Source organism: Paraburkholderia sp. BR10141 (assembly GCF_056155635.1).
On record NZ_JBMIQH010000021.1, the window covers coordinates 75,034 to 96,997 of the forward strand.

Consider the following 21,964-nt stretch of genomic DNA (forward strand, 5'->3'; position numbering starts at 1 on the left):
CGGCCCCGCCGGGCGTGCCGGTGTATTCATCCGAAAACAACGACGATTCAAGCGCTAGAACTCGACGACACCGGGCGACGTTCCAGACTGACGATGAACACCACGATCGGAATGACGTTGGCGAACGTCACGATGGCGTTGATGAACGCGGCCTGCTTCACGCCGCGAAGAATGAGGAAATGAAACAGCGAGATGTCAGCCGACGCCACGACGATGGCCGCGCCCACCACGCCGCCGACTCCCCTCGCGGTCAACTGCACGCGACTCATTTTCTGCCCGGTATCGGCCATCGGTTTCCTCGGTTCGATACTTCGTTTTATCGAGAGGTCAACGACACCTGCGTTCACTTCATCGCGTCACGCGCACCGAGTTGTTGCCGAGCAGCACACGCACGCGGTCACCCGGAACGAACTGCTGATCCGCATCCTGGACAATCGACATCAGTTGCCCCGAATCCAGACGCACGACGATTTCAAGGGCTTGCCGCTGCGTGACGCGCTGCTCGACGGCATTGCCCGCCGCGCCGCCCAGCACGGCGCCGCCGATGCCCGCCGCTACGGCACCCGTGCCGCGCCCGATGTTGCTGCCAGCCGCGATGCCGCCAAGCGCGCCGCCGGTTATTGCGCCAATGCCCGTTGGACCAGGCTGGATCGTGACGGGCCGCACGGATTCGACCGTACCGAGTTCGACCACCATCACCTGCTGCGCCTGGGCCGGCGAGAAGACAGAGCCCGAAGTTGGCGCCTCGCAACCGGAAAGCGCGAACGAGGCGACTACAGAGCCAAGAAGTGTTGCAGCGAGAAAACGCATGACATTTCCCCTAATGCGGCGCATTGCGGATTCGCTCATTCATTCGGCCTGTTTGCTAACGATTCCACGCATAGTCATTAGCGAACATTCAGCCAATACGTACGCGGAGCATTGTCTTTTGCCGTCCATCCTCCGAATACCTGACGAACATTATGGAATACGATCCGCACAGATGTATTCAACGTGCCATTCGTTCGAAAATGGTTCAGCGATTCAATGTGGCGCGCATTTTTTATCCAACTGCTTCGGCTTACGTCTCTTGCCGGTGCTGATCAAATCCACGCCCGGTGCAGTTCTGGAAACGGCAATACGCCGATTGCGCCCTCATTTTCGTCGCGCAAGCGGAGCGACTTTGCCTCAGGTATAGACAGGTGCGCTGGTCGATCTCCAGCACAATGCGTCGACGGCAATGACAAGCCGGGTTCGATCGCGATTGCGACGCGTCGCCTGGTTCTTGATCGGCTAACTACCACGAGATGCGTTAGCGGCTATAAAGTTTTCTCTTTCCTCCGATCTGTTTAATCGTCTGAAACACGTTGCCGCATTGCGTCGTCGCTCAGCCGTTCAATATATTGGGCTCCTGATTATTTACTATTGACTACGGGCACAAAAAGGGAGAGCGTATCCCTTGGCATCAGGTTCGCTGTTGTCTCGATCAGACCAACAATCCGAGGTAACCATGTGGATCTTCCGTGTCGATGAACCTCGTCTCGGGGTCATCCGTATTCGAGAATGGCGCCGTCGCGCGCATCACACCATCGGCCTTCTCGTCATGCTGCTGGGCGGCGCCACCATCGGGCTGATCGCCCTCGATCAGTCCAGCAACGCTTTCCCCGACAAACTGTTTACGGCTCTTTGGAACGGAGTCAATCTCATTACGACACTCGGCGCCTTCAGCGAATTCAGTCCGCCTCAAAAGGGCTTCATGCTTCTGGCCATGGTCGCGACACTGCTGATCGGCGGGTTCGCAGTTTCGAGACTCACAGGCATGCTTTCGGGCGATGACGTGATGGCTTATCGGGAGAACAGAATCATGGAACGCAAGCTCGAGCAGCTCGCCAATCATGTCGTGGTGGTTGGATTCCATTCTCTCGGAGAGCGGGTTGCAGACTACCTGCATGGGGAGGGAAACACCGTGCTCGTACTCGTGGGCGATCAGGATCAGGCCAACCGGGCAACGGATTGCGGGCATCTGGTCGTACTCGGCTCGCCGGACGCCTTCGACGAAGTGCTCAAGCGTGCGCGACTCGACAGCGCGAAAGCCATGTTCGTCACGACACCCGACAGCAATAACAATCTGGCAATCACCCTGCTGGCCCATACGCTCAACCCGTCGCTCGCCATTGCCGTACCGGGCGAAAACCCCTTGCGAAAAGGGCTGCTGGAGAACGCTGGCGCGACCAACGTCGTCATCGCCGACGACATCATCGCCAAAGCACTGGTCACCCGGATTACGACTGCAGCGGAGGCCGCACGATGAAGCCCGCCGCTCCTGCTTCGCACCGCCTCCCTCACCTGCCTTTCCTGCAGGGACTGCTGCCCTTCAATGCCGCGCAACTGCCGCACGACATCATCGCCGGGATTACGCTGGCGGCGCTCGGCATTCCCGAAGTGATGGGATATACGAAAATTGCCGGCACCCCCACCGTAACGGGCCTCTATACGATCCTGCTGCCGCTCGTGGCGTTCGCAGTATTTGGTGCGTCGCGACAACTGGTCGTCGCCGCCGACTCGGCCACTGCCGCCATTCTCGCGGGTACCTTGACGGCCGTCGCCGCACTCGGCAGCAAGGACTATGTCGCTCTCACGAGTACAGTCGCCTTGACGGTCGCCGCAATGCTGGTGATCGCGCGTGCTTTTCGTCTGGGTTTTCTGGCCGACTTTCTTTCCCGCAGCGCGTTGATCGGCTTCCTGACCGGCGTCGGCATCCAGGTCGCAGGAGGCGAGCTTGCCGGCCTGATCGGACTCGCCAGGCAAGGGCATGGGCCGTTGATGCAGATCGCGTCCGCGTTGCAACGCGTGGCCCAGGCCAATCTTCCGACCACGATGCTCTCGATCGCCGTGCTCGTGGTGATCATCGGCTGCAAGCGCTTCGTGCCGCGCGCACCGGGTGCGCTGATCGCCGTGATCGGCTCCATCGTGGCAAGCGGCGTGTTCAATTTTGCCGGACATGGCATCGCGGTGACGGGCGAAGTACCGGGGGGACTCCCGTCATTGTTCCTCCCACCGTTGCATATGGGCGAGATCAACCAGGTACTGATCACCGCCGCCTCATGCTTCATCGTCATCATTGCCCAGAGCGCAGCAACGGCACGCGCGTACGCCAATCGCTATAACGAAAGGGGCGACGACAACGCCGATATCATCGGGCTCGCGGCCGCCAACGCGGCGGCGGCTTTCACGGGAACATTCGTCGTGAACGGCAGCCCGACCAAGACCGAGATGCTCGACGACGCGGGCGGACGCACCCAGGTCGCCCATCTCACGACTGCCGCCATCGTGCTGCTGGTGCTGCTATTTCTCACGAGACCGCTGAGTCTGCTCCCTGCCGCCGTGTTGTCGGCCATCGTCTTCTTGATCGGCGTAAAGTCTGATCGACGTGAAAGGCATGATCGAACTGTATCGCATGCAGAAGGACGAGCTCGTCGTGGCGTTGCTGACTGCGGGCGTCGTCGTGTTCGTCGACGTGATGCACGGCATTCTTGCTGCCGTCGTGCTTTCCCTGATCGCGCATGCACGCCACAGCTACCGCCTGCGGACCCGGGTGCTGACGCGAGGCCCCGGCGACAGCTGGATCGCGCGACATGTCGAGCCCGATCTGCTCGCCGCACCTGGGATCGTCGTCTACCGTTTCGAAGCAGACCTGTTCTATGCGAACACCGGCCGATTCACGGAAGAGGTGCTCAAGCTTGTCAACGAAGCGAGTCCGGGGCTGCGCTGGGTGGTGATCGACGCATCGGAGATCAGCAACATCGACTACACGGCAGGCAAGACCTTGATCCAGCTAGGCGGCGAACTCGACAAGCACGGTGTGGGCATAGCCGCGGTCGCCCTCCCCTCGGGCGTCCGACACGAAATCGAGCGGTACAAGGCACTGCGTGTGAGTGGCGTACATCGCGAGGTCTTTGCAACCGTCGATGCCGCAATCGAGGCGCTACGTGACATTTCGCCGTCTACGTCCTCAACTTCTCAAGACGCCAAGCCGCAATGAAGCGACCTGAAATGACACAGGTCCGATCCGGCCTTGAATCGAAAAAAGGAGTGCTGCGTGCCCGATCCCGCTAACACAAAGCGCGCCGCCCCCGGCGCAGTCCTCGCTGACCCGGCTACGCCGACGGTGCAGGAAGACCCGTCCACACTCTTTGCGGGGCGTGGCTCGCTGGCCGATCGCGTCAGACGGGGCAAGACGGCTCGCAAGGAAGTGCCGCGCGAGAAGCTCGCCGAATGCCGGATTGCAGATCGCGATCCCATCGCACTCCTCGACGCTTCCAATGTGGGGCGGGTAGTCGAACTGATACCCATCCGTTATGGACGGATGGTCGCGAGTCCGTTCGCGTTCTATCGCGGTGCGGCGCCGCTCATGGCGCACGATCTGTCGACGCTGCCGCATTCCAACGTGATCGTGCAACTGGGTGGCGATGCGCACCTGGCCAACTTCGGTCTGTTCGCGAGCCCCGAGCGGCGCGTTCTGTTCGGCCCCAACGACTTCGACGAGACGCTGCCTGGACCATTCGACTGGGACGTACGCAGACTCGCGACATCGTTCGTGATCGCTGCGCGCGAGCGCGGATTTACCTTGCGTGACCAGCAACGCATCGTGCGCCGGTTGTGCGCAACCTTCCGCCAACGGCTCGCCGACTTCAGCCGCATGGACACGCTCGACGTCTGGTACTGCCAGTTCAAGGCGGCGAGCATGCTGGCCATTGCCGATTCCGTCGAAGAAAGGAACAAGGAACTGGCCGTCATCGAAAAGGCAAGACAACAGTCGTCGCGTACCGTGCTGACTCATGCAACCGAGGTGATCAACGGCAAGCTGCGGATCAAGGATGTCCCGCCCCTCGTGTATCACGTACCGCTGGAGAGCGCGAGTGACAGCAAGCAGTACAACGCGATGGTACGGCGCTTCTTCGCCGACTACCGGCTGACGCTTCCCGACGACAGGCGCGCACTCTTCGACCGATATGAACTGGTGGATGTCGCCATTCGTGTGGTGGGCATCGGCTCGGTTGGAACGCGTTGCTATGAGGCGCTTTTCATGGCCGACGGCGATTGCCCGCTTTTCCTTCAACTCAAGGAGGCGCGCGCTTCCGTGCTGGAGGGCTATCTGCCGCCGAGCCGCTACCCCAACCATGGTCAACGTGTGGTCAACGGGCAGCGTCTGCTGCAGTCCGCCAGTGACATCTTCCTCGGATGGTCGAAGATGCGCCACACCGGCAACGACTTCTACGTGAGGCAATTGCGCGACATGAAGGGCGCCTTCGACTTCACGACCTTCGACGTCGAAGATCTCGGCGAGTATGCGGTTTCCTGCGCCCACGCGTTGGCCCATTCGATGGCAAAGGCAGGCGATCCCGCGTTGCTCAGCGGATATGCGGGCAAGTCAGCGGTATTCGACGAAGCCATCGTGCGATTCTCGCTCGCCTACGCAGAACAAAATGAGCGGGACTGGGCGGTTTTGAAAGCGGCAGTCAAGGCGGGACGCATTCAGGTCATTCGTCAATAGGATTCCAGCGCCGTTCAGTCCGGAGCGGTGACGCGCGCCGCTGATGCCCTGCGCGCCGGTTCCGTAGCCGCCACTCAGCCCTTCATGCCCCCAATCCGTACCGTTGAGCGTCTCCACAACTGTACCGGTACTGTACCGCGAACTGTCGATAAACTGGGTTCCGTCGAATCTGTCTTCTCTTTCCGGAGCCCCTCGCATCATGCTGCCCGAAATGCTCAGTGCGCTGCCCGCCGGCATGCTTTTCGTCGTGGTCACGACCATCACGCCCGGCCCCAATAACACCATGTTGCTCGCTTCCGGCGTCAACTTCGGTTTTCGTCGCACGCTGCCGCACATTCTCGGCATCAGCGCGGGCGTGGTCGTGCTCATGCTCTCGGTGGGCTTCGGGCTTGGTCAGGTGTTCAGGCACATCCCGTCGCTCTATACCGTGCTGGAGGTCGCGAGCATTGCGTACCTGCTGTATCTGGCGTGGAAAATCGGCACCGCGGGCGACATCAAGGTGAAGAGCGGCGAACACCGTCCCATGCGCTTTCACGAAGCCATCGCGTTCCAGTGGGTGAATCCCAAGGCGTGGATGATGGTGCTCACGGCCGCCACCACGATCCGCCTTTCCACGAACTTCGGCACCAACACGATGGCGATGGCCTTCCTGTTCTATGTGATTGGTCTGCCCTGCATCTGCATCTGGGCCGCGTTCGGCACCAGCATGCGGCGTTTTCTGTCGAATCCGCGACGACTGCGCGCCTTCAATGTCTTCATGGCACTTTCGCTGCTCGTCTCGCTGTATCCGATGTTTGCGCATTTGCTTCAACATTAAGACGACCCGCCGCCCTTCACCCGTTCAAACGCTACAATCGCAAGCGGGAAACATGGGCGGCGGAGTCACACTTTGTCTGAGTTTGAAGCGGGTTTTATTCTCACCCGCCATTGGCGCGATACGGGCGAACACACCGAGGTCGACTTCTGGCTCGCGACCGACGCGGGGCCGCGCCAGCTGCGCCTGCGCCCCCAGCCCTCTGTCGCGTTCGTGCCGGCCGCCCAGGAAGCCGCGGCCCGCGCCGCGCTGAAGGGCGACGCACGCGCCGAGCTACGCCCGCTCAATTTGTGCGACTTCCAGCGCCGCCCGGTGCTTGGGCTCTATTCCCCGCAATATCGCGCCCTGGCCGGGCACGCAAAGCGCCTCGCCAAAGCGGGCGTCGACGTCTACGAAGCCGATATCCAGCCGCCGGAGCGCTACATGATGGAGCGCTTCATCACGGCGCCCGTGCTGTTTCGCGGCGATGCGGGCAGCCCGCAAGAAAGCGGCGTGCTGCTCGAAGGCGAGATGAAACCCGCCAACGGCTATCGCCCGCAGTTGAAACTGGTGTCGCTCGACATCGAAACGAGCGCCCAGGGCGAGCTTTATTCGATCGCGCTCGAAGGCTGCGGACAGCGCCAGGTCTATATGCTCGGCCCCGCAAATGGCGATGCGAGCCCGATCGACTTCGACTTCGAATACTGCGAAAGCCGCGCGCAGATGCTCGAACGCCTCAACGCATGGATGGCGCAGCACGATCCCGACGCAATCATCGGCTGGAATCTCGTGCAGTTCGATCTGCGCGTGTTGCACGCGCACGCCCAGCAAACCGGCGTGCCGCTGCGTCTTGGGCGCGGCGGCGAGGTGATGGAGTGGCGCGAACACGGCATGCGGGAGAATCACTTCTTCGCGGGCGCCGCGGGGCGCCTCATCATCGACGGCATCGAGGCGCTGCGCTCGGCCACCTGGAGCTTCCCGTCGTTCAGCCTCGAATACGTCTCGCAGGCGCTGCTCGGCGAGGGCAAGTCGATCGACAATCCGTATCAGCGCATGGACGAGATCCAGCGCCGTTTCGACGAAGACAAACCCGCGCTGGCCATCTACAACCTCAAGGATTGCGAGTTGGTCACGCGCGTCTTCGAGAAAACCGAGCTGATGGCGTTTCTGCTCGAACGCGCATCGGTCACGGGGCTCCCGGTGGATCGCAGCGGCGGCTCGGTGGCCGCGTTCACGCATCTGTATCTGCCGAAAATGCATCGCCTCGGCTACGTCGCGCCGAATCTCGGCGACGTGGTGGGCGAAAACAGCCCCGGCGGCTTCGTCATGGACTCGCGCCCCGGCATCTACGATTCGGTGCTCGTGCTCGATTACAAGAGCCTCTACCCCTCGATCATCCGCACCTTCCTGATTGATCCCGTCGGGCTCATCGAAGGTCTGAACGATCCCAGCGACGAAGCGTCCGTGCCCGGCTTTCTCGGCGCGCGCTTCTCGCGCGAGAAGCACTGTCTGCCCGAAATCGTGCGCCAGGTGTGGGAGGGCCGCGAACATGCGAAGCGGCAGCACAACGCCCCGCTTTCGCAGGCGCTCAAGATCATCATGAACGCGTTTTACGGCGTGCTCGGATCGACCGGTTGCCGCTTTTTCGACCCACGCCTCGCCTCTTCGATCACGATGCGCGGGCACGAGATCATGCGCAGAACCCGTCAGCTGATCGAGGCGCAAGGCTACGACGTGATCTACGGCGACACCGACTCGACCTTCGTCTGGCTCAAGCACGCGCACAGCGAAGCCGACGCCACGCGCACCGGCAAGCAGCTCGTCGAGCACGTCAACGCCTGGTGGAAGGCCGAACTGCAGGAACGCTTCGGTCTCCAAAGCGCTCTGGAGCTGCAGTTCGAGCGCCACTATTCGCGCTTTCTCATGCCCACGGTGCGCGGCGCGGAAGAAGGCAGCAAGAAGCGCTACGCCGGCCTCACACTCGCGAAGAACGGCGGCGAAGAAGTCGTGTTCAAGGGCCTCGAAACCGTGCGCACCGACTGGACGCCGCTCGCGCAGGAATTCCAGCGCGAATTGTACCGACGCATTTTCCAGCGCGAGCCCTACGTGGAGTACATCCGCGACTATGTGCGGCGCACGCTCAACGGCGAGTTGGACGATCAGCTCGTCTACCGCAAGCGCCTGCGGCGGCCGCTCGTCGAGTACCAGCGCAACGTGCCGCCGCACGTGCGGGCAGCCCGCGTCGCGGACGAGTTCAATCGCGCGAAAGGCCGTCCGCTCCAGTATCAGAACGGCGGCTGGATCAGCTACGTGATGACGACGGCCGGCCCCGAGCCGCTCGAAACGCTGAGTTCGCCGCTCGACTACGCGTTCTATGTGAGCCGCCAGCTACAGCCGGTTGCGGACGCGATTCTGCCGTTCCTGCGCGAGGATTTCGATACGTTGATGTCGGGGCAGCAGAGTCTGTTTTAAGCGTGCGCCGTCGCGCGCGCCTTAGCGCGCGCGCTCGATGAACCGCCACAACGCATCGTCCGTCGAATATGGCGCGTTGAAGCGAAACCACGCGCTCGGTTCGTCGTCGGGCCTGAAATACGAGCCAGGCGCGAGCCAGATGCCGTCGCGCAACGCCGCCGTCGCAATCGCGCCGGCCCGTTCGGGTTCGATGGCAAGGCGCGCCCACACGAACAGCCCCGCGCGCGGCCGGTGGAATATCTCGAGCCCCAGCGCGTCGAGCCGCTCCTCGACGCAGGCATGCGCGGCCTTCAGCCGTTCGTTCACGAGTTCGACGTGGCGCGCGTGGCGTCCTTCGAGCAAGACCTTGTCGACCATGCGCTCGATGGTCGCCGACGAAGTGAGCCCCACCGCCATCTTCGCGCGCGCCAGTTCGCGCAGCACATCGCGCTCGGCGACCACATAGCCGCAACGCAGCGAAGGCGTGACCGTCTTCGAAAAGCCGCTGACGTACAGCACGCGCTGCAAGCCTTCCATCGCCGCGAGCAACGGCGCGCCTGGCGGCGCAAGCTCGCGGCTCACATCGTCCTCCACGACCCACATGCGCTGGCGCTCGGCGATCTGCAGCAAGCGGAAGGCGTTCGACATCGCATACGTCGCGCCGGTGGGATTCTGCAGCGTCGTGTTCACGAAGATCGCCTTCGGCTGGTGCGCCGCCACCTGGCGCTCGAGCGCCTCGATGTCGAGCCCTGCCGGCGTACGCGGCACGCCATGCACCGTGAGCCCCGCGAGCTTGAGAATCTGCAGCAGATTGCAGTAGCCGGGGTCTTCCACGAGCACCGTGTCGCCGGGCCGCAGCAGCGTACGCACGATAAGGTCGAGCCCCTGCGTCGCGCCCTGCGTGAGCAGGACGTTCGACACCTCGACAGGCAGCCCCTGACGATCGAGCTGCGCCGCGATGCGCTCGCGCAGCGGCGCGTAACCGTAGGGGTGCCCATAGTCGCCAAGACGCACGGCCGGCACCCGGCTCATGGCGCGCAAGGCATGCTGCAGGCCGCTTTCGTTGATCCATTCGCCGGGCACCCAGCCGCAGCCCGCCTTGATCGGCACCGAATGATCGGCGAACACGTCGGAGAGCAGCCAGGTCGCCGTCAGCGTGGGCGGCTGCCAGCCCGTCGCGCTCGCCCGCGCCGACTCGCTGCGGGGCGCCACGCGGTAGCCCGAGCCGCGCCGCGCGACGACGAAGCCCATCGAAACGAGACGGTTGTACGCCTCGGTCACTGTATAGGTCGATAGTTCGTGCGATTGCGCGAGCTGGCGCACCGAGGGCAGGAGCGCCCCGGCGCGCAGCGTTTGCGCTTCGATCGCGCGCGCGAAGCCCTGCACGAGCTGCTCGACAAGCGTCGTCGTGACGCCGCGGCCGCGCTCAAGTTCGAGTTCGATCATCGGGAAAGCAAGCGTATAGTGCGAGGGAAAACCCGTACGATTCCCGGTGCCGACCAATACAGTTGGCGAGAATTGTCCAGCACGGTTTGCAGATCAGTATAGAGACTGTCTATGCCGTCGTTCAAGCCTCGGCGCTACAGTTGAGCCAAACCTACCTGAGGAGAAGCACGCATGACTTCGCGCCCCGTCATCGACGATCTCTCGTCGTTCTGGATGCCCTTCACCGCCAATCGCCAGTTCAAGGCCGCGCCGCGCCTGCTCGAATCGGCCAAGGGCATGTACTACCGCACGACCGACGGCCGCGAAGTGCTGGACGGCAGCGCGGGCCTCTGGTGTGTGAACGCGGGCCATGCGCGCGAGGAAATCGTCGCGGCCATCGCCCAGCAGGCCGCTACGCTCGACTTCGCCCCCACGTTCCAGATGGGCCACCCGCTCGCGTTCGAAGCGGCCCAGAAGATCGCCGAAATCATGCCGGCCGGCCTCGACCGTGTGTTCTTCACGAACTCCGGCTCCGAGTCGGTCGACACCGCACTGAAGATCGCGCTCGCCTACCATCGCGCACGCGGCGAAGGCCAGCGCACCAAGCTGATCGGCCGTGAGCGCGGCTATCACGGCGTGGGCTTCGGCGGCATTTCAGTGGGCGGCATCGGGCCGAATCGCAAGGCGTTTTCGGGCCAGTTGCTGCCCGCCGTCGATCATCTGCCGCACACGCACAATCTCGAGCACAACGCGTTCTCGAAGGGCCAGCCGGCCTGGGGCGCCCATCTCGCGGAAGACCTCGAGCGCATCGTCGCGCTGCACGACGCCTCGACCATCGCCGCCGTGATCGTCGAACCCGTGGCAGGCTCGACGGGCGTGCTGATTCCGCCGCAAGGCTATCTGCAGCGTCTGCGCGAGATTTGCACGAAGCACGGCATCCTGCTGATTTTCGACGAAGTCATCACGGGCTTCGGGCGCCTCGGCAAGGCCACGGCCAGCGAGTATTTCGGCGTGACGCCGGACATCATCACCATGGCCAAGGCGATCAACAACGCCGCCGTGCCGATGGGCGGCGTGGCCGCGAGCCGCGCGGTTCACGACACGATCGTGAATAGCGGCGCGCAGGGCGCAATCGAACTGTTCCACGGCTACACCTATTCGGCGCACCCGCTCGCCGCCGCCGCCGCGATCGCGACGCAGGATCTGTATCGCCGCGAGGGCCTGTTCGAGCGCGCCGACGCGCTCGCGCCGAAGTTCGAGGCCGCCGCGCATGCGCTGCGCGGCGAGAAGCACGTGAAAGACGTGCGCAATCTTGGCCTCGTTGCCGGCGTCGAACTGGACTCGCGCGACGGCGCACCGGGCGCGCGCGCTTACGAGGTTTTCGTGAAGTGCTTCGAGGCGGGCGTGCTGATCCGCTTCACGGGCGACATCCTGGCGTTCTCGCCGCCGCTCATCGTGACCGAAGAGGAAATCGCACGCCTGTTCGGCACGGTGCGCGACGTGCTCGCCACGGTGCAGTAACGCGCGAGGCGCGAGCTAACGGCTTACGCGCGCCTGCTTTCATTTGGTAATCCGCCGCAAGGGCGGCCCGGGCTCGGGCCGCCCTTTCTTTTTCCGGCCGTCGGCGCGCGAGGACCCGGTTCAAGCACAGCGCGCGCCATCGGCGTATCGTTGCCCTATCCGCCATAAGAAACGCGATTGCGGCGAGCGCGCATCGACCGACGTGCGCTGGCCAGGAGGGAATCTCATGAAGATGCCAGTCCGCATCGGCACGCATATCGAGGGCGTCCACTGGATCGCCGAGTATATGGAAGCGACCCATCAAATCCGTGTGTTCCGTGACGGCCGCGTGGTCGACACGATCCCCGCGCCCGCAGCCATGTTCGGCGAAGAGCGCGACGCGGGTTCGGCCAGCGACGCAGCGAGCCGCGCCGAGGAAGCCGCGCTGCTCGCCTGCCTGCGTCGTTACGTAGCCGACGTGCAGCCGGAAGAATAGGACTCTTGATCATTGTCCCTGCCTCTTGCAAGGAGAGCTCGCCGATGAACGAGCGCAACGATCGCTTCCCGCCGCAGCTTATCGAAACCGATGCGCTCATCATCGGCGCCGGGCCGGTGGGACTTTTCCAGGTATTCGAACTGGGCCTGATGGAAATCCACGCGCACGTGGTCGACTCGCTGCCGGTGGTGGGCGGCCAGTGTGCCGAGCTATACCCCGACAAGCCGATCTACGACATTCCGGCGGTGCTGATGTGCACCGGCCAACAGCTCGTCGATGCGCTGATGCAGCAGATCGAGCCCTTTGGCGCGACGTTCCATCTCGGCCAGGAAGTGCAGATCGTCGAGCCGCGCGCCGACGGCCGCTTTTTTGTGCAGACGAGCAAGGGCACGCAGTTTCTGGCGAAGACGGTGTTCATCGCGGCGGGCGTGGGCTCGTTTCAGCCGCGCACGCTCAAGCTGAGCGGCATCGAGCGCTACCGCGACACGCAGCTGTTCTACCGCGTGCGCGATGTCGAACCCTTTCGCGACAAGGACGTCGTGGTGTGTGGCGGCGGGGATTCGGCGCTCGACTGGGCGCTCCAGCTCGTGGACGTCGCGCAGAGCGTGATTCTGCTGCACCGGCGCGAGGGCTATCGCGCCGCGCCGGCAACCGTCGCGAAGATGCACGCGCTATGCGAGGAATGGCGCATGCAGTCCATCGTCGGCCAGCTGACCGGCTTCGACGACGAAGGCGGCAAGCTCAAACGCATCAAGGTGACGGGCGGCGACGGCGTCACGCGCTCGCTGGATCTCGACTACCTGCTCGTGTTCTACGGCTTGTCGCCGCAACTCGGGCCGATCGCGCAATGGGGCCTCGAGATCGAGCGCAAGCAGTTGCCCGTGGATACGGCGCGCTTCGAGACGAGCGTGCCGGGCATCTTTGCCGTCGGCGATATCAATACTTATCCGGGCAAGAAGAAGCTGATTCTCTCCGGCTTTCACGAAGCCGCGCTCGCTGCGTTCGGCGCGGCGCATCACGTGTTTCCCGAGAAGAAAATCCATCTGCAGTACACGACGACCAGCACGCGCCTGCACAAGGTGCTCGGCGTGGAGTCGCCGGTATTCGACTGAACGCGGGGCGCATGCCCCGCGCGTTGTTACCACACGATCAGCCCTGCTCGGCGTCCTGCTCGCGGAAGATGCGGTCGGCGAGATGGAACGCCGAGTTCGCCGCCGGCACGCCGCAGTAAATCGCTGTCTGCAGCAGCACTTCCTTGATCTCGTCGCGCGTGACGCCGTTGTTGCGCGCGGCGCGCAGATGCAGCGCGAGTTCTTCGCTGCGGTTGAGCGCGACCATCATCGCGATCGTCAGCAGGCTGCGCGTGTGGCGCGGCAAGCCATCGCGCGTCCAGATCTCGCCCCACGCGTAGCGCGAAATGAAGTTCTGGAATTCCTCGGTCACTTCGGTGCGGTTGGCGAGCGAGCGATCGACGTGCGCGTCGCCCAGCACCGCGCGGCGCACCTTCATGCCGGCTTCGTAGCGGTCTTCGTCGTTCATCACGCCCCCAGCAGGAAATCGACCACGATCTTGTTGTACTCGTCCGCCAGCTCGACGTTCGAGATGTGCGCGGCGTTCAGCTCGACATAGCGCGCGCCCGGCACCGATTCGGCCAGCTCGCGCCCTTGGGCGGGCGTCGCGGCCAGATCGTGCATACCCGAGATCACGAGCGTGCGCGCCTTGATAGACGGCGCCTCGCCGCGCAGATCGGCGGCGTTGATCGCTTCGCAGTTCGAAGCATAGCCGTCCTTGTCCGTATGCACGAACACGTCGCGAACCTGCGACATCACGAGTGCATTGTTGGCGATGAATTCGGGCGTGTACCAGCGCGGGAGCACCGCTTCGGCGAGCGCGAGCATGCCTTCGCTGCGAGCCTTCGCCGCACGCGGCACCCACACCTCCGGCGAGCCGATCTTTGCGGCCGTATTGCACAGCACGAGACGATCGATGCGGTTGGCGTAACGCGCGCCGAGGCCGACGCCGGTCAGGCCGCCCATCGAAACGCCCGCGAAATGCGCGCGTTCGATGCCGAGCTGGTCCATCAGGCCGATCACGTCGCCGGTCAGTTGCTCGATGGTGTACGGGCCCAGCGGCGCCGCCGAGTGGCCGTGACCGCGCGTGTCGTAGCGCAGCACGCGGAAATGCTTCGTGAACTCGACGATCTGCGGCGTCCACATCGACACGTCGCTACCGAGCGAATTCGACAGAACCACCCATGGCGCCGAATGGTTCTCCGCACCGTCGATGCGGTAGAACAAATGCGTGTCGTTGACGGCTGCGTATGGCATGCGTGTTACTCCTCGTGTGTCTTCTGTAATCAATGGGGCGTGCGTTACTTTGCTTTCGCTTCATACGACGCGAGCACCGCGTCGACGAATGCGTGGGCCTGGCCCACGTAGTTGGCCGGATCGAGCAGCGCCTCGAGGCGCGCTTCGTCCAGGTGCCTCGTGACGGCGGGATCCGCCGCGAGGACTTCGTACAGCGTACGGCCGCTTTGCACCGCGGATTTCGATGCGTGCTCAACGAGATGATGCGCGTCCAGGCGCCCGATCTGGTCGCCGAGCGCGAGCATCACGGCCTCGCCGAGAATGAGTCCGTGCGTGATGTCGAGATTCGCCGCGAGCCGTTCGGGCCGCACTTCGAGTCCGGCCGTGATCTGTTCGATCTGCGCGAGCGCGCCGCCGGCGAGGCGCGCGAGATCGGGTAGCGCATCCCACTCGGCTTGCCAGCCGCCGAGCGCGCGCTCGTGTTCCTGAACCATGCCGGCGAACACCGTCGCGACGAGGCCCGGCGCGCGTGCGGCAGCCGTCAGAACAGCTGCGCAACCCACGGGATTGCGCTTGTGCGGCATGGTCGACGAACCGCCCTTGCCTGCCGCCGCCGGTTCGCCCAGTTCGCCGACTTCGGTCTGCATCTGCAAGGAGATGTCGCGCGCGATCTTGCCGAGCGTGCCGATGAGCATGCCGAAGAACGATGCGGCTTCGGCAATGCGGTCGCGCTGCGTGTGCCACGGCAACGCAGGCAGCGCGAGAACGAGTTCTTGCGCGAGCGCAGCGCTCACCGCCGGGGCGGCGTCGCGCAGGCTCGCGAGCGTGCCGGCCGCGCCGCCGAACTGCAGCACGAGCGCGCGCTCGCGCAGCACGACGAGGCGTTCGCGATGGCGCAGCACCGCGTCGAGCCATTGCGCGAACTTCAATCCGAGCGTGATGGGCAGCGCCTGCTGCAGCCACGTGCGCCCGACCGCGGGCGTCGCGCGATGCATGCGCGCGAGGTCCGCCAGCGTCGCGCAGAGCGCGTCGATGCCGCGTTCGATCAACGCGAGCGCATCGCGCAACTGCAGCACCGTTGCCGTGTCGATGATGTCCTGGCTCGTGGCGCCCCAGTGCACGTACTTGGCAGCTTCGGGGTCGGCGGACTTTACCCGCGCCGTGAGCTGCTTGACGAGCGGGATCGCCAGGTTGCCGCCCAGCGCGGCGTCGCGCGCGAGCGCCGGGGCGTCGAGCTGATCCGCCGCGCAGGCCGCGACGATCGCGGCCACGGCCGAGTGCGGAATTACGCCATGCGCCGCCGAGGCGCGCGCGAGCGCCGCTTCGACGTCCAGCATGCGTTGCAGCGTGGCATCGGGAGACCAGACCGCGTTCATCGGTTCGGTCCCGCAGATCAGGCTCGTGAGACGTTCAATCATGGAGTGTGGCGCGCGGAAAAAAGCAGGCGTTCCGATACAGCCGGAACGAAGCGGGCGCGGCAACCGTCGACGAATGCCGAGGGTTGCCGCGCCACTCACGTGCGAACGATGCGCACGTCTACAGACAGCTTACGCTGCGCGACGGTTTTGCGTCGCGTCGATCAGCGGCACGCCGGCGAGCTTCTGCAGCGCGTCGAAATCGATGTCCGAATAGATCTCGCGTACCGCGAGGCCTTCGGGCGTGACATCGAACGCGGCGAGGTCGGTATAGATGCGGCCCACGCAGCCCACGCCCGTGACCGGGTACGAGCATTCGCTCACGAGCTTGCTTTCGCCCTGCTTGGTGAGCAGTTCCATCATCACGAACACCTGCTTGGCGCCGAGTGCGAGGTCCATCGCGCCGCCCACGGCCGGAATCGCGTCGGGCGCGCCGGTGTGCCAGTTCGCGAGGTCGCCGTTCACCGACACCTGGAACGCGCCGAGCACGCAGTAGTCGAGGTGGCCGCCGCGCATCATCGCGAACGAGTCGGCGTGGTGGAAAAACGCGCCGCCGGTGAGCAGCGTGACGTGCTGCTTGCCCGCGTTGATGAGTTCGTCGTCTTCCTCGCCGGGCGCGGGCGCCGGGCCCATGCCAAGCAGGCCGTTCTCGCTGTGCAGGAAAATTTCCTTGCTCGGATCGAGGTGGTTGGCCACCAGCGTCGGAACGCCGATGCCGAGATTCACATACGCGCCTTCGGGAATGTCCGCGGCCACGCGCTTGGCCATTTCGTCGCGATTCAGTCGTTTCATTGCCTCTCTCCGTTCCTTCAGGCTGCCTGGCCGCTTTGGTCGGCGTGCGCTTGATGCGCCGCTTGCGGCACTGCCACGACGCGTTGCACGAAAATGCCGGGCGTCACGATGTTTTCCGGATCGAGCTGACCGAGTTCGACGACCTCCGAAACCTGCGCGATGGCGACCTTCGCCGCGCTTGCCATGATCGGGCCGAAGTTGCGCGCCGTCTTGCGATAGACGAGGTTGCCCCAGCGATCGCCCTTGTACGCCTTGATGAGCGCGAAGTCGGCGTGCAGCGGCGCTTCGAGCACATAGTGACGACCGTCGATCAGGCGCGTTTCCTTGCCTTCGGCCAGCTTCGTGCCGTAGCCCGTGGGCGTGAAGAAGCCGCCAATGCCGGCGCCGGCGGCGCGGATGCGCTCGGCCAGATTGCCTTGCGGCACGAGTTCGAGTTCGATTTCACCGGCGCGATAGAGCGCGTCGAACACATACGAGTCGGTCTGGCGCGGGAACGAGCAGATGATCTTGCGCACACGCTTCGCCTTGAGCAGCGCGGCCAGGCCGATGTCGCCGTTGCCTGCGTTGTTGTTGACGATGGTGAGGTCGCGCGCGCCCTGCTCGATGAGCGCGTCGATCAGTTCGGCGGGCATACCGGCCGTGCCGAAGCCGCCGATCATCACCGTGGCGCCGTCATGCACATCGGCCACGGCGGCTTGAAGCGAGTCGAAAATCTTGTTGATCATGCCTGTTCCTGAAAGCGATGCGCATCGCGGAAGGTCCACGTCACTCGATCGCGAAAAGTTCTATATACGAACACTGATTCGTTTAGCGAACGTCCAGCGCATTATCGGAGTGGATTCAAGCGCTTGTCAAGGCGGGTCTACCCACACAGGCAATCTACTTCATGTCGACGCCGATGCGCGCTCGACCGCACGCACCGCCCGCCCTTCAGGCCACGCGCGCCCGTGGGCACATACCCCAGTATCCGGAATTGCGATTCATCGTCTAGTCTTTATTCGATTTCGACATAGTCAGCGCCGCCGCGCCCGCCTTCATGCAAGACCTCGATCTGAATCTCATCCCCTATCTCGTGGCCATGGAGGAAACGCGCAACGTGAGCCGCGCCGCCGAGCGGCTCGGCGTGAGCCAGCCGCGCGTGAGCACGGCGCTCGGCAAGCTGCGCGAGTTCTTCGGCGATCCGCTCTTCGTGCGCACCTCGCGCGGCATGGAGCCCACACCGCGCGCGCTCGCCCTCATTCCCGCCGCGCGCGACGCGCTGGTGCACATCGAGAAAGGCATGCTGCAGGCGCAGGACTTCGATCCCGTCACGAGCACGCACACGTTCTCCATTGCGCTCTCCGACGTCGGCGAGATCGTGTTTCTGCCGCGCCTCCTGCAGGTATTCTCCGAGCGCGCGCCCAACGCGAACCTGCGTTCGGTGTCGCTGCCGCCTAACCAGGTCGAGCGCGGTCTCGAATCGGGCGACATCGATCTCGCGGTCGGCTATTTCCCCGACCTCGGCGGCAACAACTTCTTTCAGCAGCGCCTCTTCACGCACCGCTTCATCTGCATGATGCGCAGCGGGCATCCGCTCGCGGGCAAGGCCATGACGATCGAGCAGTTCCTTGCCATGGGCCATGCCGTCGTGCGCGCCGAAGGACGCAGCCAGGAAGTGCTGGAGCAGTATCTGGAGAAAAGGCGCATGCGCCGACGCGCCGTGCTCGAAACGCCTCACTTCATGAGCCTGCCGTTCATTCTCACGCGCTCCGATCTCATCGCCACCGTGCCGCATGCAATCGGCTTCGCCTACGTGTCCGAGCATGCATCGATCACGCTCGTCGAGCCGCCGCTGCAGTTGCCGCGTTTCGATCTCAAGCAGCACTGGCATCGCAAGTATCACAATGCGCCGCGTGGCGAATGGCTGCGCAGCATCGTGGCGGAACTGTTCAACGACGCCATGGACGAATGGCCCAAATGACCCCTCGCGCCAAGCACGGCAAAACATGAAACAATGGGCGCTCGTGGTGCACGCCAAAGCGGCGTACTCCCACATGACAGGAGCCCATGCATGAGCGAAGAAAAAAAGGCCGGGAAATCGAAGCAACTCGCGAAGCAAAGCGCGACCCAAAGCGCGAAGCAACGCAAGAACACAGCGAGCGCGACCGTCGCGCGTCCGTCACGCGCCGAAGCCGAGGACGCCGTGCGCGTGCTGTTGCGCTGGGCCGGGGACGACCCCGCTCGCGAAGGGCTGCTCGATACGCCGGGCCGCGTCGTGCGCGCCTATGAGGAATTCTTCGCGGGCTATGAGGTCGATCCGCGCGAAATCCTGTCGCGCACCTTCTCGGAGGTGGATGGCTACGACGAAATGATCGTGTTGAAGGACATCCGCTTCGAGAGCTACTGCGAGCATCATATGGTGCCGATCATCGGACGCGCGCACGTGGCGTATTTGCCCGAGCATCGCGTGGTGGGCATCTCGAAGCTCGCGCGTCTCGTCGACGCATTCGCGAAGCGCCTGCAGATCCAGGAGAAGATGACCGCGCAGATTGCCGACACGCTCAATGAAATCCTGCAGCCCAAGGGGGTGGGCGTGATACTTGAAGCGGCGCATCAATGCATGTCCACGCGCGGGGTGCACAAGGCGGGTGTGGCGATGGTGACGTCGCGCATGCTCGGCACGTTCCGCACCGATCCCTCCACGCGCCGCGAGTTTCTCGCGATCGTCGGCAATCCGAGCGCAATGAGCGTCTCGAATACCTGATCGCAACGCACAGATAAAGAACGGGACCGCGTGTCCCGTTCCCCTCCTTACTTGAGCGGACCTTCGTCGCCTCGCTCGATCTCGCGAATCTTGCCCTGGCGCACGCTGCTGCCCGGCGGCACGCTATGCGTGAGCCACACGTTCCCGCCAATTACCGAGCCGCGCCCGATCGTCACGCGGCCGAGAATCGTCGCGCCGGCGTAGATCACCACGTCGTCCTCGACGATCGGATGGCGCGCATTGCCCTTCACGAGCGTACCGTCGAGGTCGGCCGCGAAACTCTTCGCACCGAGCGTCACGGCCTGATACACGCGCACGCGCTCGCCAATGATCGCCGTCTCGCCGATGACGACGCCCGTGCCGTGGTCAATGAAGAAGCTCGAACCGATCTGTGCGCCCGGGTGAATGTCGATGCCCGTTGCCGAATGCGCGATCTCGTTGATGAAGCGCGCGAGCAGCGGCACGCCGAGGCGGTGCAGCGCATGCGCGAGCCGATGATGCGTCATGGCCCACACGCCCGGATAGCACAGCAGGATCTCGGTGATGTGCTGCGCGGCCGGGTCGCCCGTGAACGCCGCCTGAATGTCGCTCACGAGCAGCGCGCGAATATCGGGCAGTTGCCGGCCGAACTCGCGCGCCACGTCGAATGCACGCGCTCGCAGTTCGTCGTCGCTCGCCTGCGAGCTTTCCGGCAGGAAGCGCAGCGCGCGGCGAATCTGCTCGGCAAGCAGCCGCAACGTGCTGTCGAGTGTATGGCCGACGTAGTAATCGATGCTCTCGTCGGTCAGATCGGGCGCGCCGTAATGCGTGGGAAAGAGCGCGGCGCGCAGGCCCGCCACGATGTTGACGACCGCATCGCGTGACGGCAGTTCGCGGATGCCGAGCGGATGGCGCGTGCGGTGCCGCTCTTCACGCGACGCACGCAGATCGGCGACGATCTGTTCGAGACCCCAGTCGGGGGAAGCAGCTTTGGACATGGTGATGCGGCAGCAGACGCAGAGTCTCCGCAGGAGTGAGTGTATCGACCCCAGAGATTACCGCGTTTTGCCGGAGTTCGCCGAAGCGCCCTCGGCGCCGATCCACGCACGCGAGGCGCGCGCCTTCACAGCGTGACCGTGCTCGCGTCGATCCAGCGCACGGCCCAGTCGCGCGCATGAGCGATGGCGGCCCCTTCATCGGAAAAGCGCAATTCGGCAGGGAAAAATCGGTTGGCAACGAGTTCGCCGTCGCTCGAGCGCGAAATCACCACATACGGCTGATACGTGCCGTCACCGGCACGCGCCGGTGCGCAATTCAGCAAATAGCCACGATGCGTAAATGCAGCGTCGAAGTGCATGTGTGTCACCCGCCCCTGACTGCCTCGTCCATTTTATTTGGCGCGTGCATTCAGGATCGTGCGGCAAAGCCACAGCATGAGCCCTCGCCCGGCCCATTAATCGAAAGCGCGCCAACTCGTTGAAAGAGGATCATACTCCTGGGAAAAAGCCCAAACCAACGAAAAAAATGCAACATCGCTGGAGGCGTTCTCCTGGCGAACCGGCTTGCTTTTCACCCCGATTCAAGGGCGCGGCGCTGCAGCGGAACGGCGCTTGCGGAATGGCCTGCTGAACGCAGGCACCCAGATCTTCCAAGGAGGAAGCATCATGAATCGTCCCGACGACATGCAGAAACCGAATGCGGGAGATGTGAGCGCGTCGCCGTCGCGGCCGCGCAGCGCCGAACTCCATAACGACCGCACACACGACAGTTCGGTCGACACGGACGGCAAGAACCGCGAGGCGGCACGCCTGGCGGGCGAAGGCTGCATCGGCCCCGACGAAGTGACGACCAGCAATGCGACGCTCGTCAACAGCGTGGCCGAAGCGGATGACGGGCTGGCGGGTTTCGACAGCCGCAAGGGCGTGCACCGGCTGCCTATCGCGCTGGAGTCCGGCTACGAGGTCGTCGACCTCGGCATGAGCGCACCCGAAGAGCCCGAAGACGCCGAGTGGCAGCGCAACGCCGCGCGCGAAGAGGGCGTGCGCCGCAGCCCTGGACGGCTGCACTTCGCGCTGAACCACCTGCGGCCGACCCGCGTGATCGAGTTGCAGCGCAAGCCCTGAACAACGGTTCGCCGCTCACCATGCGGCGAATCGTTTGCGATTATCCAGGCGAAATCGCAGCAATGGCGGATACAGACAGTATCCAGTCGAGTGCAGTTAAAACTCGCAATGAAAAGCCTGAAAAATAATGAAAGCCGATAAATCGCCGGCATTATCCCGGCGAGCTGCGCGCTTTTGCCTTCGAAATGGCGTCCGGCTTTATTTCGGCTCCGCAATGCACTTTTTTCGTGCAGGCCCGTGCGCTTGTTCAGGAGACGCAGAATTCTCTCCGATGTCACCGAAATCTGACAGAAATGACCCCGGCAAAGCGGGAGGATTGCAGACGAGGTGGGATCGGATAGGAATTTAGTGATAAATTCTTACATCATAAGAAGCGAGGAGCGAGTGTCTGAGGGCTTGCCCCGCGAT

General features: G+C 63.9%; 21 protein-coding genes and 1 pseudogene. 12 read left to right on the forward strand and 10 right to left on the reverse strand.

The genetic code is table 11. The features are described from left to right. Positions 1-47 precede the first annotated feature (47 nt). Both ACOJB8_RS26235 and ACOJB8_RS26240 read right to left on the reverse strand, forming a co-directional pair. Complete coding sequence (locus ACOJB8_RS26235; protein ID WP_406952401.1) at positions 48-290, reverse strand: hypothetical protein; 243 nt, start codon at positions 288-290, stop codon at positions 48-50. A 58-nt stretch (positions 291-348) separates the two neighbouring features. Then, positions 349-849: an outer membrane lipoprotein gene (locus ACOJB8_RS26240; protein WP_475015060.1), complete on the reverse strand. Its 501-nt coding sequence runs from the start codon at positions 847-849 to the stop codon at positions 349-351. A 640-nt stretch (positions 850-1,489) separates the two neighbouring features. Here ACOJB8_RS26240 and ACOJB8_RS26245 point away from each other — a divergent pair. From ACOJB8_RS26245 to ACOJB8_RS26270, 6 genes and pseudogenes are all read left to right on the forward strand, one after another. Beyond that, entirely contained in the window at positions 1,490-2,290 is an 801-nt protein-coding gene (locus ACOJB8_RS26245) for a potassium channel family protein (RefSeq protein WP_342946266.1), read from the forward strand. 134 nt (positions 2,291-2,424) lie between these two features. Beyond that, positions 2,425-3,339, forward strand: a pseudogene (locus ACOJB8_RS26250) (SulP family inorganic anion transporter); the annotation flags it as partial. Between the two features lie 160 nt (positions 3,340-3,499). After that, the gene (locus ACOJB8_RS26255; protein WP_475015150.1) at positions 3,500-4,021 is read left to right on the forward strand and encodes an STAS domain-containing protein; all 522 of its coding nucleotides are present in this window, start codon (positions 3,500-3,502) and stop codon (positions 4,019-4,021) included. 57 nt (positions 4,022-4,078) lie between these two features. Continuing rightward, positions 4,079-5,533 (forward strand): DUF2252 domain-containing protein, encoded by a 1,455-nt coding sequence (locus ACOJB8_RS26260; protein WP_083245467.1) that lies wholly within the window; start codon positions 4,079-4,081, stop codon positions 5,531-5,533. Between the two features lie 199 nt (positions 5,534-5,732). After that, complete coding sequence (locus ACOJB8_RS26265; protein ID WP_475015063.1) at positions 5,733-6,350, forward strand: LysE family translocator; 618 nt, start codon at positions 5,733-5,735, stop codon at positions 6,348-6,350. Positions 6,351-6,422: 72 nt separating this feature from the next. Next, on the forward strand, positions 6,423-8,798 hold the full coding sequence (locus ACOJB8_RS26270) for a DNA polymerase II (protein WP_342946269.1): 2,376 nt from the start codon (positions 6,423-6,425) through the stop codon (positions 8,796-8,798). A gap of 21 nt (positions 8,799-8,819) precedes the next feature. Here the strand turns inward: ACOJB8_RS26270 and ACOJB8_RS26275 are convergent, their stop codons facing one another. Further along, on the reverse strand, positions 8,820-10,223 hold the full coding sequence (locus ACOJB8_RS26275; RefSeq protein ID WP_342946270.1) for an aminotransferase-like domain-containing protein: 1,404 nt from the start codon (positions 10,221-10,223) through the stop codon (positions 8,820-8,822). Positions 10,224-10,394: 171 nt separating this feature from the next. On the opposite strand from ACOJB8_RS26275, the gene aptA reads away from it, so the two are divergent. From aptA to ACOJB8_RS26290, 3 genes are all read left to right on the forward strand, one after another. Continuing rightward, the gene (gene aptA / locus ACOJB8_RS26280; protein ID WP_342946271.1) at positions 10,395-11,723 is read left to right on the forward strand and encodes an omega-aminotransferase AptA; all 1,329 of its coding nucleotides are present in this window, start codon (positions 10,395-10,397) and stop codon (positions 11,721-11,723) included. Positions 11,724-11,949: 226 nt separating this feature from the next. Then, the gene (locus ACOJB8_RS26285) at positions 11,950-12,198 is read left to right on the forward strand and encodes a hypothetical protein (protein WP_069267122.1); all 249 of its coding nucleotides are present in this window, start codon (positions 11,950-11,952) and stop codon (positions 12,196-12,198) included. A 44-nt stretch (positions 12,199-12,242) separates the two neighbouring features. Continuing rightward, positions 12,243-13,310, forward strand: coding sequence for an NAD(P)/FAD-dependent oxidoreductase (locus ACOJB8_RS26290; RefSeq protein ID WP_254315518.1), 1,068 nt, complete (start codon positions 12,243-12,245; stop codon positions 13,308-13,310). A 37-nt stretch (positions 13,311-13,347) separates the two neighbouring features. Here ACOJB8_RS26290 and pcaC read toward each other — a convergent pair whose 3' ends face one another. From pcaC to ACOJB8_RS26315, 5 genes are all read right to left on the reverse strand, one after another. Then, positions 13,348-13,737, reverse strand: coding sequence for a 4-carboxymuconolactone decarboxylase (gene pcaC / locus ACOJB8_RS26295; protein ID WP_069267124.1), 390 nt, complete (start codon positions 13,735-13,737; stop codon positions 13,348-13,350). After that, on the reverse strand, positions 13,737-14,525 hold the full coding sequence (pcaD, locus tag ACOJB8_RS26300) for a 3-oxoadipate enol-lactonase (protein ID WP_342946272.1): 789 nt from the start codon (positions 14,523-14,525) through the stop codon (positions 13,737-13,739). Before pcaD ends, pcaC begins: the two co-directional genes overlap by 1 nt. A gap of 44 nt (positions 14,526-14,569) precedes the next feature. Beyond that, a complete protein-coding gene (locus tag ACOJB8_RS26305) occupies positions 14,570-15,922 on the reverse strand; it encodes a 3-carboxy-cis,cis-muconate cycloisomerase (protein WP_342946273.1) in 1,353 nt (450 codons plus the stop codon). 129 nt (positions 15,923-16,051) lie between these two features. Beyond that, positions 16,052-16,711: a 3-oxoacid CoA-transferase subunit B gene (locus tag ACOJB8_RS26310; RefSeq protein WP_042260188.1), complete on the reverse strand. Its 660-nt coding sequence runs from the start codon at positions 16,709-16,711 to the stop codon at positions 16,052-16,054. 17 nt (positions 16,712-16,728) lie between these two features. Next, on the reverse strand, positions 16,729-17,436 hold the full coding sequence (locus ACOJB8_RS26315) for a 3-oxoacid CoA-transferase subunit A (protein WP_028206365.1): 708 nt from the start codon (positions 17,434-17,436) through the stop codon (positions 16,729-16,731). 311 nt (positions 17,437-17,747) lie between these two features. On the opposite strand from ACOJB8_RS26315, the gene ACOJB8_RS26320 reads away from it, so the two are divergent. Then, positions 17,748-18,671: a LysR family transcriptional regulator gene (locus tag ACOJB8_RS26320; RefSeq protein ID WP_342946274.1), complete on the forward strand. Its 924-nt coding sequence runs from the start codon at positions 17,748-17,750 to the stop codon at positions 18,669-18,671. Positions 18,672-18,761: 90 nt separating this feature from the next. Beyond that, a complete protein-coding gene (folE, locus tag ACOJB8_RS26325) occupies positions 18,762-19,454 on the forward strand; it encodes a GTP cyclohydrolase I FolE (protein ID WP_342946275.1) in 693 nt (230 codons plus the stop codon). Positions 19,455-19,501: 47 nt separating this feature from the next. Here folE and epsC read toward each other — a convergent pair whose 3' ends face one another. Then, positions 19,502-20,431, reverse strand: coding sequence for a serine O-acetyltransferase EpsC (gene epsC / locus ACOJB8_RS26330; protein ID WP_254355650.1), 930 nt, complete (start codon positions 20,429-20,431; stop codon positions 19,502-19,504). A gap of 125 nt (positions 20,432-20,556) precedes the next feature. Further along, on the reverse strand, positions 20,557-20,790 hold the full coding sequence (locus ACOJB8_RS26335) for a hypothetical protein (protein WP_069267130.1): 234 nt from the start codon (positions 20,788-20,790) through the stop codon (positions 20,557-20,559). Between the two features lie 307 nt (positions 20,791-21,097). Here ACOJB8_RS26335 and ACOJB8_RS26340 point away from each other — a divergent pair, with 307 nt between their 5' ends. Beyond that, positions 21,098-21,556, forward strand: coding sequence for a DUF3005 domain-containing protein (locus ACOJB8_RS26340; protein ID WP_083245468.1), 459 nt, complete (start codon positions 21,098-21,100; stop codon positions 21,554-21,556). Positions 21,557-21,964: the final 408 nt, after the last annotated feature.